At 40.1% G+C, this 13,024-nt stretch carries 13 protein-coding genes and 1 pseudogene; 13 read left to right on the top strand and 1 reads right to left on the bottom strand.

Annotated features, from left to right (window positions below; genetic code table 11):
• Window positions 1–34 precede the first annotated feature (34 nt).
• The 8 genes and pseudogenes from CFT42_RS14975 to CFT42_RS09000 all read left to right on the top strand — a co-directional run bounded on the left by CFT42_RS14975 (window position 35) and on the right by CFT42_RS09000 (window position 4,622).
• Window positions 35–1,404: pseudogene (locus tag CFT42_RS14975) on the top strand (T7SS effector LXG polymorphic toxin).
• A 30-nt stretch (window positions 1,405–1,434) separates the two neighbouring features.
• Window positions 1,435–1,878 carry a hypothetical protein gene (locus tag CFT42_RS09030; protein ID WP_088815970.1) on the top strand — a complete coding sequence of 148 codons (444 nt, stop codon included), beginning with the start codon at window positions 1,435–1,437 and terminating at the stop codon, window positions 1,876–1,878.
• Between the two features lie 242 nt (window positions 1,879–2,120).
• Window positions 2,121–2,531, top strand: coding sequence for a CdiA family toxin C-terminal domain-containing protein (locus tag CFT42_RS09025; protein WP_088815969.1), 411 nt, complete (start codon window positions 2,121–2,123; stop codon window positions 2,529–2,531).
• 34 nt (window positions 2,532–2,565) lie between these two features.
• Window positions 2,566–2,955, top strand: a complete 390-nt coding sequence (locus tag CFT42_RS09020; RefSeq protein WP_088815968.1) for a hypothetical protein — start codon at window positions 2,566–2,568, stop codon at window positions 2,953–2,955.
• 118 nt (window positions 2,956–3,073) lie between these two features.
• Window positions 3,074–3,340 carry a hypothetical protein gene (locus CFT42_RS14880; RefSeq protein WP_088815967.1) on the top strand — a complete coding sequence of 89 codons (267 nt, stop codon included), beginning with the start codon at window positions 3,074–3,076 and terminating at the stop codon, window positions 3,338–3,340.
• A gap of 144 nt (window positions 3,341–3,484) precedes the next feature.
• A complete protein-coding gene (locus CFT42_RS09010) occupies window positions 3,485–3,775 on the top strand; it encodes a CdiA C-terminal domain-containing protein (protein WP_244169955.1) in 291 nt (96 codons plus the stop codon).
• Window positions 3,776–3,787: 12 nt separating this feature from the next.
• Entirely contained in the window at window positions 3,788–4,042 is a 255-nt protein-coding gene (locus tag CFT42_RS09005) for a hypothetical protein (protein ID WP_088815965.1), read from the top strand.
• Between the two features lie 223 nt (window positions 4,043–4,265).
• Complete coding sequence (locus tag CFT42_RS09000; RefSeq protein ID WP_088815964.1) at window positions 4,266–4,622, top strand: hypothetical protein; 357 nt, start codon at window positions 4,266–4,268, stop codon at window positions 4,620–4,622.
• 112 nt (window positions 4,623–4,734) lie between these two features.
• Here the strand turns inward: CFT42_RS09000 and CFT42_RS08995 are convergent, their stop codons facing one another.
• Entirely contained in the window at window positions 4,735–5,616 is an 882-nt protein-coding gene (locus CFT42_RS08995) for a PucR family transcriptional regulator (protein ID WP_088810834.1), read from the bottom strand.
• A gap of 177 nt (window positions 5,617–5,793) precedes the next feature.
• Between CFT42_RS08995 and CFT42_RS08990 the strand changes: the two genes are divergently transcribed.
• The 5 genes from CFT42_RS08990 to CFT42_RS08970 all read left to right on the top strand — a co-directional run bounded on the left by CFT42_RS08990 (window position 5,794) and on the right by CFT42_RS08970 (window position 12,991).
• The gene (locus CFT42_RS08990) at window positions 5,794–6,222 is read left to right on the top strand and encodes a MarR family winged helix-turn-helix transcriptional regulator (protein WP_179946391.1); all 429 of its coding nucleotides are present in this window, start codon (window positions 5,794–5,796) and stop codon (window positions 6,220–6,222) included.
• Window positions 6,206–7,558: an MATE family efflux transporter gene (locus CFT42_RS08985; protein WP_088815963.1), complete on the top strand. Its 1,353-nt coding sequence runs from the start codon at window positions 6,206–6,208 to the stop codon at window positions 7,556–7,558. The genes CFT42_RS08990 and CFT42_RS08985 overlap by 17 nt, the downstream gene beginning before the upstream one ends.
• A gap of 241 nt (window positions 7,559–7,799) precedes the next feature.
• Window positions 7,800–10,415: an HAD-IC family P-type ATPase gene (locus tag CFT42_RS08980; protein WP_088815962.1), complete on the top strand. Its 2,616-nt coding sequence runs from the start codon at window positions 7,800–7,802 to the stop codon at window positions 10,413–10,415.
• 281 nt (window positions 10,416–10,696) lie between these two features.
• Entirely contained in the window at window positions 10,697–11,560 is an 864-nt protein-coding gene (locus CFT42_RS08975) for an LPXTG cell wall anchor domain-containing protein (RefSeq protein ID WP_159458157.1), read from the top strand.
• Between the two features lie 219 nt (window positions 11,561–11,779).
• Entirely contained in the window at window positions 11,780–12,991 is a 1,212-nt protein-coding gene (locus CFT42_RS08970; protein ID WP_088815960.1) for an LPXTG cell wall anchor domain-containing protein, read from the top strand.
• Window positions 12,992–13,024 lie beyond the last annotated feature (33 nt).

Genomic DNA, 13,024 nt, shown 5'->3' with positions numbered 1-13,024 from the left:
AAGACCAACAAGCTCTACAGAAGAGGTGGCGCACATGAGTCGGATTGCGATTGCCGAAGTGGAGGATCTTCTAGAAAAACTGAAGAAGTCCAATACGGAGGCGAGTAGGTGGCTAACGGACTTTCAACAAGCGGTAATCGCCTATACGAATGAATCCCGCGTGTCAGGAGAAGCCGTCGACCGGTCGAAAGCGTATTATGAAGTAAGTTACGTGCCGCTTGTGGAAACGATTCTACAAGCGATGACGATGAGCTCCTCGCGCAGTACATACAAGATTTTTATAGTCAAGTGGACGCCACGCCAGATATGTTCATCAATGCCGAGCGGCTACAAGACGTCATGGAGGACGTGCGGCGATTAGAGCGGGAAAAAGAGCGCATTACGCAGTCGATGAGCGGTGGCATGGGTACGACGCGGCAAGGTCAGCACCTACAGTATTCGATGCGACTTTACGAAGCCATCGAGGCTGAAAAAGTGCTGGAGAAATACATCGCGTTTGAACAAAGCCACACGACTTTTTTCGCCCCGTTTAGCGAGCTTGTCCGCGCCGTGCAACGAGCGGTGGATGCGCTGCAAAATCAGGTGCAATTCAACGCAGAAACCGGCCTGTACAGTGTCGCGAAAACCTTTGCGCCAGCGATGAAAAGTTTACAGAAATCGCTGAATGAAGCACGCGGGATTGATCCGAAACTCGACGCCCAGTTGGAAGAGTACCTCCTCTTCAAGGTGGCGTACAAAGATTCCAGTGGAAAAGAACAAGCGATGTGGATTTTGGAGAAAGACGGGGTACGTGTCCCGAACAGCGAACTCGAAGCGTATTTAAAACGAACCGCTGACTACCAAGATGAGGATAAATATACTATACTAACGTTAGAAGAGTTAAACGAGAAAATCATGAAAGCCTGGCAAGATAAGACGTATTACATGGACGGAAAAGTGTATTCAGGTGCGGCAGGGAGCATCTTACAAGCTTCTGCGTATGTGGAGGACTGGGAAGGCCAACTAGCCGAATCCGGCATTATGTCGGCATTATCAGGCGTAGGCCTAGGCGCTGCGATAGCTCGTGGGAGTAAGACGTATAAGGGTGGTAGTGGGGCTAAGAAGGCTTCAAAAACTAAAGTAAAAGAAACGGCTGAAGCTCCTAAAAAAGGTGGAGAAACCGTTGCTGGGCATGCATTACAGAAACATGCCGGTAGAAATCCAGATATTTGGGGGAAAGTAAAGGGGAATTCTGAAGAAATAAATAAAGATGCTATGAAGCATTTGGAGGAAATATTAAATGCTCCTGGAGATTTTAAAGTTGTCAAAACGGAAAAAGGGATTTCATTTTTAGAAAAACAATTACTTGATGGACGTGGCGTGAGGTTAAATATGGATGGCTCATTCAAAGGTTTTATAGATTGAAAAAAACAATAACAGGAGATGTATTATAAAATGGAAGATTTAGAATTAATTTTTGGATATATTAGAGTGTCAGATATAGAGGGAATTTTCAATTGGATGTCCTTTAACAAAAAAAATATTGAGTCCTCGCATTTTTTTATAAATGGAGAAGATAAAGAATACCAAGATATTTCTAGTTTTAGTGATTATTTTAAAAATCAAGGAACCTGTAATATTTTGATTAAGGAACTTGATTTAGGTGTTGTTGTAAAGAAATCTATTATTGTTATTTCTTTTGATGAAGTTTATGGGGATTTGACATTGAATTTTTCAGAAGATGATTGGGGAACTGACGAAAAAACAAGTGATGAAAAAGTACGACTTCTATCTGAAAAGTTGGATTTAGTTAAACAGAATATTCACTATACCTCGATATTATTTGGTTATGAACCTGCTGAAGATGAGGATATGCAATTAATAAACTTGAAAAATTAGGAAGAAAGAAGTTTTAGAGTGGATTAGAAGGAGTTAACGGAGAAAATGGAAGAAACCGTGACAGATACAATAAATAATTGGAATTCAATCGATTGTAGTACGTGATTTGTTTAAGAAGAGATTGAGGTAATTAGTTTGTAATAGATTGAACAATGTTATGAACCATGAAAAAACGAGAAACAAATCCTAACACAGGAAAAGTTTCTCGTTTTTTATTCCTATCTTGAGCTAACTGAATATCCATGTCAAAAGTAGAAGCGGTCAATACTAAAAAAGGTATTGTCGGAGGTCATAATATGGATGACTTCAATAAGGCATTAAAAAATCAAGGGTTTAATCCCGAAGACTTGATTGTTTCCAAAAAACCACACCCAACTATTGATGGCATTTATGAAGTTGAATATAAAATACCTAGAAAAGATATGGCGGGCAAGGTCATAGAGCCAGTGTCGTATAAAAATATTAAGGATCCAAAAACAATTTATGATTCTGCTAAAATTAGTGACGAGAAAATATATAAGTGGGGACAAGAAGCAATGCAAAATGGGGAAATTAATGGAAGACTTGTTGAAGGAACAGCATCGAATGGTTTGAAATTCAGAGGGGATTTGGATGAAGCTGGTGAAATAGCAAACTTTTTTCCCTATTCTTGATTAATTGAACTATAATAATTTAGGAGGAAAACAAATGAGTGAAGGTTATCAAATTGTTGGCAATAAAACTGATATTGATAGAATAGTATCAACCTATTTCAACTTCATTAATGGTAATTATTTGAAAACAGCATTAGAATGTTTTGCAAATAAAAAAGGATATGGGCAAGAAATAGTTTTTGTTTCTTTTAAGGATGACTTAGACGACTATGATATGGTTCAACTACCTAAACCGCTAGATGATAAACATGTTTTAGTTGAATTAGGCTCTCCAGCTGTTGAAGTAGACCAAATAGCGTATTTAGACTTCAAAAATTTTTATAGTTATTTAGAAGAGAATGTAAAAACTGAAATAGAAAAAAATTCAGGAGAAGGTGAATTAATAGAGCTATTAAAACAAGTTAAGAGCAGTTTAGACATATAGTTTTTGCAACCCTATCACTTGATTGCCAGTTAAATGAATGACAGAGAGTATACGCTCACGAATCAAGTTGCCAATAGCTAACAAAAGATAACTCTATCTGTTGTACAGAAATTTAATATTGAAAAAGAAGCGATTCAGTTTTTTCGTTTCTTTTTCTACTTTTATAACTTGGTTTTTAGACCTTAGAAAGCTAGTGGGTCTAACAGGTATAATTTGGGATGATATTAAAAGCACACAACTTCCAAGAGAAGGAACTACAATCCCTAAATCTTTTGAAATAAATGCTAATGGACAAAAACTTACCAAACAACAATGGTTAAGGAGTTTTCAATGTGCTGTAGAACAAGCTGCTCCTATAGAAATAAAAAAGAGCATGTTATGTTAAACTAAAAAGTGGAACGATGGTTATTTAATCTGCTCCATTTCCAAGGGAGGTAGTGGGGCTACAAAAACAAAAGGGAAGATTGATACTTCTCTAAAAACTTTTGAATCACTTACAAAAGACGAACAAAGAGTGGTACAAGGATTGGTGGATGAAGGTAGGAACGTCAAACTTATACCTGAACAACCAAATGTGCAGAAAACTTACGACTTTTTAGTGGACGGGGTACCACACGAACTAAAAACGCTTAATGGGAAAAATATTAATACTCTTGTCACAAAAGTTGGAAAAGCATTAGACCAGTTAGATAATTCAGGAAACATAATTTACGACATCTCTAAAGCTGATTTTACACCTGCACAAATGAAAGAAATAAATGCGAGATTAACTGGCAGGTATGGAGAAGACATCATGAAAAAAATTATGTTTATAAAATAAGGAGCGAAGAAGATGAAAGTTAGATGTAGTTGTAGTAACTTGATGCATGATGAAGATTCCTCAACGTGTACAACGTATGGAATTTGTCCAGATGAAAAATATTATGAGCTGCTAGAGAAAGATTTAAAAACTGTAGAAGAATTTGTAGATGGATTAGTTTTTTCCACACCGGTATGGGAGTGTAAAGTATGTGGACGTCTATATTTTTTTAAACCTGGTAAAATAGATGTTTATAAGCTTGAAAAAGAGATTCTGGATGGTGAATAAAATTTGAACAAATAAAAGAGGGTAGCTTGTATTAGCTGTCCTCTTTATTAATCTCATCCCATTAATTCTCAAAAATGTCATCTAAGGCAGTTAAAAGTTCTTCCTTACTTTGCCTGTATGCGAGCTCATGCTTATCTGTGAACTCTGTATGATTTATGGGAGTGTAAAGTATGTGGACGTCTAAACCTGGTAAAAAAAGTAGTTTTTAAGAGGAGTTAAAAACATGCAATGGATTATTTTAATTGGCGATGAGAACTTTAATCTTGAGGTAGTAAAGGCAATTAAATATGATAAGAAAAATAAAATGGCGGATGTAGATAGAAATAGAATAGTTGTAGACTTTGGAGAAGAACATATTTTTTATGATTATGTTGAAAATCTATTGGAAGAGTATGAAGAGGAGGAGAAGAAAAATATTCCCTATAGTCACCCACATTTTATTATACTGACCTATTCTTCAGTCTCATTACTAAAGGAAATTTTTTCACAAAAGAATTTTTTGAATGATATTTATGTGGATGATGATTATGGGAGGATTATGAAAATCGAAGAATTTAAAGACGTTTTATGTAATAGTTGATGGATTCGTATAAATATGTTGCAAGCAGGGGTTATTGATTTAATTGTCACAATGACTAAAAAAGAGAAACAACTCCTAAAACAGGAAATGTTTCTCTTTTTTATCCCCACATTCACTTTTCAGCAACTTTTGTCGTGGTTAAACTGCTTAAATACGCGTAAAGTAAGCCGTCTGATTTGCGGAGTGATAAATTGGTTTGCTCGTGGAATTTGTCAATGCGATATTGAATCGTGTTGCGGTGCATGAAAAGGGCTTTAGCCGTCATGCTGATGTTTCCTTGGTTTTCAAATAGGGTGGCAATCAATGGGAGCAGCGAGTCGTCTTTTTCAAAGGCAGCGTTTAGTTCTGCGGAAAGAGTGCTCGAAAGAAGTGGGCGCGCAAAATGTTTCAAGCTAGCTGATTCAACCGTTTGGACAAGCGCCTTGTCTTGCAAATCGAATAGGCGGCGCTCTTCGTTAAAGGCATCGCGCATGGACAAATGTTTTTTGTGGAACAGGCCGACGAAAAAATGTACAGGGAAATAAAAATCGGCTTCCAGCGTCGTCGCAACAGCCGCAAGTTCGTCCTCACCTAAGATTGAGCCTTCAATTTTCTCAGCGATGACACCGTACGTGCCAAGTTCGATCATTTCTGCTTTTTTGTTGAAAAAACTAAGTAAGGCTTTTTTCCACTCGGAAAATTCTTTTTTTGTGTAAGTTTCTTTCCGAATGTGGAATTGAACGAAGCGATAGCGCGAAGAACTTTCGGTTAGCGGCACCGCTTTTTGGGTGAATAAAAGGTCATACCAAAGTTGACTTTCCGCCGACTTAAAAGCCGGTTTGGGTGCATCAAAAAGCAGATTTAAAAAGGCCGCATCATTTTCTGCCACTTCATGTTTGGCAATAGTAAAATAATAAGGCTCTTCAAAGAAAGATAAGACGGTTTCATCAGTTGAAATTGGTTTTTTGGATACTTGTAAACTTGGGAATTTTTCCTTTAACTGGTAGATGTTCAAAGCGATTGCCCCCACGTGTTTTTAATTTTATTGTGACAAATTGCGTGCGACAAGTCAACCGCAAAATTAGTTGACCAGTCAACTAATTTTTGATACGCTAATTAGGCTGGTATTTAATTTTCAGAATGTAAGGAGCGGCTTCAATTGGGGGGAAACCACGAAATTGTAACGAAATCGATGTCAATCATTCACCGAGCTGAGCACACGTACAAAGAGGCGAAACTGGAGGAAACGGGTCTACGCGTTTCGCAGCTCCGCTATTTATGGACGCTATATCAGGAAGACGGGATGTCACAAGAGCAACTGCGGCAACGGTTTATGACGGATAAGGCGAATGTAACGCGGCACATTAAACAGCTTGAGAAACTAGGTGTGATTCGGCGCGAATGTGACGCCCGCGATAAGCGAATGCAACGTGTTTTTTTGACGGAAAAAGGTCACAGCATGAAAGACTTGATTGCGGAAGTGACGGATACGTGGAGCGATATTTTAACCCAAGGCTTCTCGAAAAAAGAAAAAGATGATGTGTTGCGTCTCCTTGTGCAGATGGCGGACAATGCAACGCGTTTTGCGGAAGGGAGTTTAAAGAATGAAAGAACAAAGTAAACGGCTTGGTGTAGAGGGAATTGGCTCCCTGATGGCACGCCTTTCGATTCCTGCTTTTGTGGGCATGTTTGTGATGGGCATGTACAACATTGTTGATACGATTTTTGTTTCATATGGCGTTGGCTCAGACGGCGTTGCGGCGCTTTCGATTGCCTTCCCAGTGCAGATGATTTTAATGGCCATGGCGGCGATGTTCGGTATCGGGGGAGCCTCGATTATTTCGCGGTCGCTAGGCGCGGGCGAACAAGTTCGGGCGAATCAAATTTTCCATCAAGTCATTTGGTTGGTCATTTTGTCGAGTATTTTTATTGCCATTGTTACCTTTATTTTTATTGACCCGCTAATTACGATTTTCGGTGCACCGGCAGAAATCCACGGCATGACAAAGGACTTTCTATCACTCATTTTACTAGGCGCGGCTTTTCAGACGTTCGCGATGGCGATGAACAACATTGTTCGCTCGGAAGGAAATGCCAAAACGGCGATGCTGACGATGATTATTTCAGCGGTGCTAAATATGATTTTAAATCCGGTTTTCATTATGGGATTAGGCATGGGGGTGCGCGGTTCCGCGCTCGCAACAGTCATTGCCCAAGCCGTAGGCGCGGTTTGGCTCTTCATCTACTTTTTATCCGGAAAAAGCACGTTATCTCTTAGCGGTTTTAAATTCCGTCTGGACGGCAAACTGAGTCTGCGCATTATGGCAATTGGCTTCCCGTCTTTCATCATGATGTCCGCGGGGAGCGTTGTGACCATCGCCGTGAACTGGATGTTGCAACTTTTCGGCGGAACACTGGCGATTGCGGTTTATGGTGTCGCCAACCGAATTGCGAGCTTCGTCATCATGCCGATAAACGGTATCACACAAGGCATGCAACCCATCGTCGGCTTCAACTACGGATCGCGCCAACTTGACCGCGTTATCCGCGCCGTAAAACTGGGCATGATTGTTGCAACGTTGTTATCGCTCATCGCGTGGGGCATTGTGGAACTTTTCCCAAGTGAACTCGTGCGCATTTTTTCAAGTGAACCAGAGATGATTTCGGAGGGAACGAATGCCCTGCGGCTCATGCTTCTTGCCGCCCCAACGATTGGCTTTCAAATTGTGTGCGGTGGACTCTATCAGGCGCTAGGTCAAGCGCGCATTTCATTTGTTATTTCTCTTATGCGCCAAATCATTTGCCTTGTCCCACTACTGCTTATTTTGCCCCAATTTTTCGGGCTGATGGGCGTCTGGTACGCCTTCCCAATTGCTGACGTCATCGCCTTTTCCGTCTGCTTCTTCATCTTAACAAAAACATGGCGCCGGATGTTTAAAAATCCGGATATGGTGTGATGGGTTTAAAGAGCAAATATAGAAAATGCACAAATATATTCTGACAAAGAAGCTATCTTGAAAACCTACGCTCGCATCACAGAAGAAAATAACCCCAATTAACACAGCCTAAAAACTACCGATTTCGGTAGTTTTTTTATTGGCGGAACCAGCGTTTAGTGCGCATTGTTTTAGGGAATTTTAAGGTGAGGCAAGTTAAAATGACGGTGTTAATGTGGCCTGGTTATGAGGAGGGAATTTAATGGATTGGTACAAATTGCCACTTGGTGAAATTTTTGAAAAAATGAGGGCAAATGAAGCGGGACTTGCGAATTCGGAGCGCGGCAGGCGCCTCGCTGAAAATGGGTCCAATATTTTAAGCAAAGGGAAAGAGGACAGCGAACTAAAAAAGTTTTTGAAGCATTTCAATGATTTGTTAATTTATGTGCTGATTGTCGCGGGTGTTTTGAAGGGCGTCGTTGGCTCGTACATTGAAATGGTGATTATTTTCGTCGTCGTGATTATTAACGCGATTATCGGCTACTCGCAGGAACGGAAGGCGACGAACTCGCTAAATAGTTTGACGAATATGTTGAGTGAAGAAGCTACTATTCTTTCGGAAAATCAAAAAGAAATCGTTCCTGCTGAATCTTTAGTTGCCGGTGATGTCGTTTTGCTAGGCCCTGGTGATATTATCCCAGCCGATTTACGTATTATTGAGGCGTACAATTTAGTTGTGGAAGAAGCGATTTTGACGGGAGAATCAACTCCGGTCACGAAAAATAGTGATGTTATCGCTCGCAACGCGGATTTAGGTGACCGTCTGAACATGGTGTTTTCCGGCACGCTTGTTGGAAGTGGTTCTGGGAAAGGGATTGTGACGGAAACGGGCGATAATACGGAGCTCGGGAAAATCAGTCGTAATTTGAAGGAAATGGAAAATACGGAAACGCCGCTCATTAAAAAAATGAAACAGCTTAACAAGCAAGTTTTCTACATTTTATCGGCTCTGATTGTATTTTTACTTTTTTATAGTATTTTCTATCATGATTTTTCCATGAATGAACTAGTGTCGGCTCTAATCGCGCTAGCAGTATCCGCGGTGCCGGAGGGCTTGCCGGCTGTTCTTTCAATTATTTTATCCCTCGGAGTTACGCGTATGGCGAAAGAAAAGGCTATCATCAAAAAGATGCCTGCGGTCGAAACGCTTGGTAGCATGAACGTCATTTGTTCGGATAAAACGGGGACGCTGACGAAAAATGAAATGAGCGTCGTTGCGGTGATAACAAAAGATGAAGTGAGCGACCATACGGAAAAACCGATTGAACTGCGTGATGAAAGCTTGGCGTTTAGGCGGCTCGTTGAGATTGCGCTTTATTGTAACGATACGAAAATTGACTATCATGACGGAAAACGTGAAGTGATTGGGAATCCGACGGAAGGAGCGCTGTTAGAGCTTGCAAATCGCGCTAATTTGAGTCAGGAAAATCATTTGCTCTACAAAATCCCGTTTGATTCTCTTTATAAATATATGGCGGTTCTTGTTACAATTGAAGGTGAAAACTACATTTATTTGAAAGGCGCGCCAGACGTGATTTTAAATCTGGCGAAGTTTCAAGTGGAAGGCGAATCGAGTACGCCGCTTGATCTGGGCTACTGGAATGGTCGCATTAGCGAATTTGCTAGCAAAGGACAACGTGTTTTAGCGGCTGCCTACAAGAAAGTCTCAAGCGAGAAGGAACACCTGACGCACGAAGACTTACAAGACGGTATGATTTTTGCAGGATTATACGGTATTATTGACCCGCCGAAGAAGGAAGCTATCCGTGCAGTTGGCGTATGCCGTGAAGCAGGAATTAGCGTGAAAATGATTACCGGCGACCATAAAGATACTGCGATTGCGATTGCTGAGGAAATCGGCATTGAAAACTATAACAATGCTTTAGTTGGAAGTGAAATTGAAGGGCTTTCTGACGCGGAGCTGCGCAAAGTTGTGGAGGACCATGATGTGTTTGCGCGAACGACGCCAGAGCATAAACTTCGCCTCGTGACGGCGATTCAAGAAAACGGTCACATTGTTGGCATGACCGGTGACGGAGTAAATGATGCGCCGGCGCTGAAAAAAGCAGATATCGGGATTGCGATGGGGATTAAAGGCACGCAAGTTACGAAGGACGCGTCTGATATGGTGCTTGCTGACGATAATTTCGCGACCATTGTTGGAGCTGTGAAAGAAGGGCGTCGGGTTTACGACAACCTCAAAAAGACGATTTATTTCGCGCTGCCAACTGCTTTTGCGCAAGGCTTGCTCGTTGTTGTTTCCCTACTTGCCAACATGCCACTGCCGCTCACATCCGTTCAAATTTTATGGCTTAACATGGTGACAACCATTACACTTTCCTTTGCGCTAGGCTTCGAACCATACGCGAATGACCTTATGAAAAGGGAGCCTCGTGACCCGAAAGAAAATATCCTAGACAGCTATGCAATTATCCGCGTCGCCTATGTCTCCGTTTTAATCGCAGTCCTAGGTTTTGCCGTGGAAGCCTACTTGCGTGGAACAGGCGTCGATACGGCCACGATACAGACGACCTTGCTCCAAACTATCGTATTTGGTCAAGCCTTCTACATGATAAATTGCCGCGAACTAATGAAATTCCCAATTGACGGCGGCATTCTAAAAAATAATGTCCTTTGGGGCTCACTCGGCATTTTACTTGTCCTTCAAGCTATTGTGATTTACGTTCCCGTTTTCCACACTATCATGGAAACAACGTCACTAAATCTCGCGCAACTCGGAATTTCTTTACTTGCCGGCTTTGGAGTGTTTGCTATCGTAGAAATCGAGAAATTTGTTTATCGATTGGTTAAAAAATAAAAATTTCATAGGACTATTAAAAGAAGCTCCTCAAAATCAGCATTATCGATTTTGAGGGGTTTTTCTAATTGAAAATTTTAAAAAAGAGACATTTTTACCCATTTTAAAGCTAGTTATCGATGAAACGTACACAATTTATCTATATATTTCTTTAGTGTTACGTGATATAATATATTTGTAATGAAAAAGAAATAAAAGAATTTTGTTTTTAATATAAAAGTCCCAAAGGAGGAGCGAAGGAAATGAGAAAAAGTGTGAAGTTGGTTTATGGAGTTCTTATATTGTCAATTGGATTGGTGTTACCTACGTCAGCGTTTGCGAGTGAAACGGGTAACGAACAAGTTGTAGAAGAATCTGTTCAAAGTATTTCAGAAAGCCTTGCGGCGGATGAAAATCAAGCTGTACAGGCAACAAATGAAGAGGCTAGCGCAGAAGAAACAGAAGTTGTTCAGCCAAAACAAGTGACAGAACCACTTGCTACTGCTAAAACAGATGTGGAGATTGAAATTAATACGCCCGTTACACCACTGGATTTCGTAACTGTTAAAAGTGGAGTCTCACTAAGTTATAAAACAGAGCCAGACGTCGCATCAACTGGAAATAAGTCAGTTACCATTATCGCAACTGATGGCGTTACAACAGAAGAAATTGTAGTGAATTATGAAGTATGGGATGATACACCACGCTTTGGAATGTATTACGGGGCCCCAATTTTTGATTTTGATAAATCAGATGCACTTAATATTTACGGTCAAACAGTCCCGAACGCGCTTGTGGTTGCATTCTTTAAAATCGAAAATGGCTTTGATGCAACTGCTTGGGCTGATAAGTATGGCAATTTTCATATTAAATTGAAGGAACCACTTAAAAATCATGAAGCGATTCAGGTTTCCAGCATGACCCTTTTTGATGACCAAAAAAGCGAGGTAACAGAATATATCTATACAGAAAAATTGGAAGCTCCAAAACAAACAAATAAACCCATTGTAGGAAAAGTAAAGGTTGATAAAATGACAAAAGGAACGGCTAATAATGCTACAGAAATTTTGCCAAAAACAGGTGATGCCAATACTTCAAGAGGTATTATAGCAGTTGGAGCATTAACTACATTACTGGCCACTATTTACCTAAGAAAACGTGGCTAAATTGAGAAAGGCGTAAGCGATTACGCCTTTTTGTTATTTCTGAATAAAAACGATATTTTGAAAGCTTTTTCATTGAATAATAGATAAAAAATTCACCATTTGTCTATATGTTTCATAAAAGTTACATGGTATACTAAAAATGTGTATATTTGAAATAAAAATGAAACAAAGGGAAGACTTTATTTTAATGAGCACAATAAAATAAAAGGGAGATTGATTATGAAGAAAAGTGTAAAACTAGGTTATGGCGTCTTAGCTTTATCAGTAGGTCTTGCATTACCAACAGTAGCATTTGCAAGTGAAACGGATACTTCAAACGGTGAAGTTGATCAAGTATTAACAGAAGTATCTGAGCAAAATCCAGCAGATGTTATTCAATCCAATCCAGAAGAAACGGGAACAGAAGATGTAACGAAAGAACAAGTAATTGAAGCACCATCAGAAACAGCAAAAACTGAAAAACCAGCTCTACAAACAACAGATGAAGCGAACACAGCGAATTTAACAGCAACACCGCTTGCGACAGCTAAGTCTGGAGTCAAAGTTGAAGTGAATGCGACGACAACACCGGGTTATTTTGTAACAGCTGAAAATGGTGTAGCTCTTAGCTTTAAAGTGAAACCAAATGTTTCTTCTATTGGAAACAAATCAGTTGCCGTTATTGCGACAGATGGTACAACAACAGAAGAAATCACAGTAAACTATGTTGTCCAAGATACACAAAAGCCTACTATTGAGCTTATGGATGCAGATGTTTATCTTGAGTTAGGTGATGACTTCTGGTATGCGGATGATTTTGTTCTGGTTAATGACAATTCAGATGATTATGAAGTCTTCTTTGCAGATGGTCGTGAGGCACTTGACACATCTAAAGTTGGGGTGTTCAACACAGTGATTGTGGCTCGTGATGCAGCTGGAAATGAAGCGCGTGTCACGATGACATATCATGTTGTTGATCTTAATTCAGATATTAGTGAAGAAGCATCATATGCTGCTCCAAAGATGGATACAATTAAATCAACTGCAAGTGATATTTACGGAAAAACTCGTCCTTACGCATATGTCGGAGTAATAGCTGAAGATAGTGTTACGGTTCTAGGCACAAGTTATGCTGATGTGAATGGGAATTTCCATGTGCATCTTGGAACACCATTAAAGAAAAACCAAACTATCTATATCATGAGTGTAGATATGCATACTTTTGAATACAGCGATGTTGCAGAATATAGATACACTGGCACTGGTGTGGTAGTGAAGGAAGTAAATAAACCGGCTGTAACAAAAACTGTAACAGATAAAACCGTAGTTAAAGCAAAAGATCCTGTTGTGAAAAGTTTGCCAAAAACAGGTGATACCACTACAGGCGGAGCTGTAGCAGTAGGTGCAATCGCTACATTATTGGCTGCAGTTTATTTGAGAAAACGTAGTTAAGTTGTGCGAGAGAAAAGGCTGGAACATAAATCC

The organism is Listeria goaensis (assembly GCF_900186125.1).
Taxonomy (GTDB): domain Bacteria; phylum Bacillota; class Bacilli; order Lactobacillales; family Listeriaceae; genus Listeria; species Listeria goaensis.
The sequence above is the reverse complement of the archived record's forward strand: the minus strand, read 5'-3'. Positions and strand labels throughout refer to the sequence as shown.

Excerpts from the sequence above, each read along its gene's own strand:
- CFT42_RS08985 (WP_088815963.1), top strand. The coding sequence starts at position 6,206 with ATGAAAGAACAAAGTAAACGGCTTGGTGTAGAGGGAATTGGCTCCCTG.
- CFT42_RS09020 (WP_088815968.1), top strand. The coding sequence starts at position 2,566 with ATGAGTGAAGGTTATCAAATTGTTGGCAATAAAACTGATATTGATAGA.
- CFT42_RS08980 (WP_088815962.1), top strand. The coding sequence starts at position 7,800 with ATGGATTGGTACAAATTGCCACTTGGTGAAATTTTTGAAAAAATGAGG.
- CFT42_RS08990 (WP_179946391.1), top strand. The coding sequence starts at position 5,794 with ATGTCAATCATTCACCGAGCTGAGCACACGTACAAAGAGGCGAAACTG.
- CFT42_RS08970 (WP_088815960.1), top strand. The coding sequence starts at position 11,780 with ATGAAGAAAAGTGTAAAACTAGGTTATGGCGTCTTAGCTTTATCAGTA.
- CFT42_RS09030 (WP_088815970.1), top strand. The coding sequence starts at position 1,435 with ATGGAAGATTTAGAATTAATTTTTGGATATATTAGAGTGTCAGATATA.
- CFT42_RS09000 (WP_088815964.1), top strand. The coding sequence starts at position 4,266 with ATGCAATGGATTATTTTAATTGGCGATGAGAACTTTAATCTTGAGGTA.
- CFT42_RS09005 (WP_088815965.1), top strand. The coding sequence starts at position 3,788 with ATGAAAGTTAGATGTAGTTGTAGTAACTTGATGCATGATGAAGATTCC.
- CFT42_RS09025 (WP_088815969.1), top strand. The coding sequence starts at position 2,121 with ATGTCAAAAGTAGAAGCGGTCAATACTAAAAAAGGTATTGTCGGAGGT.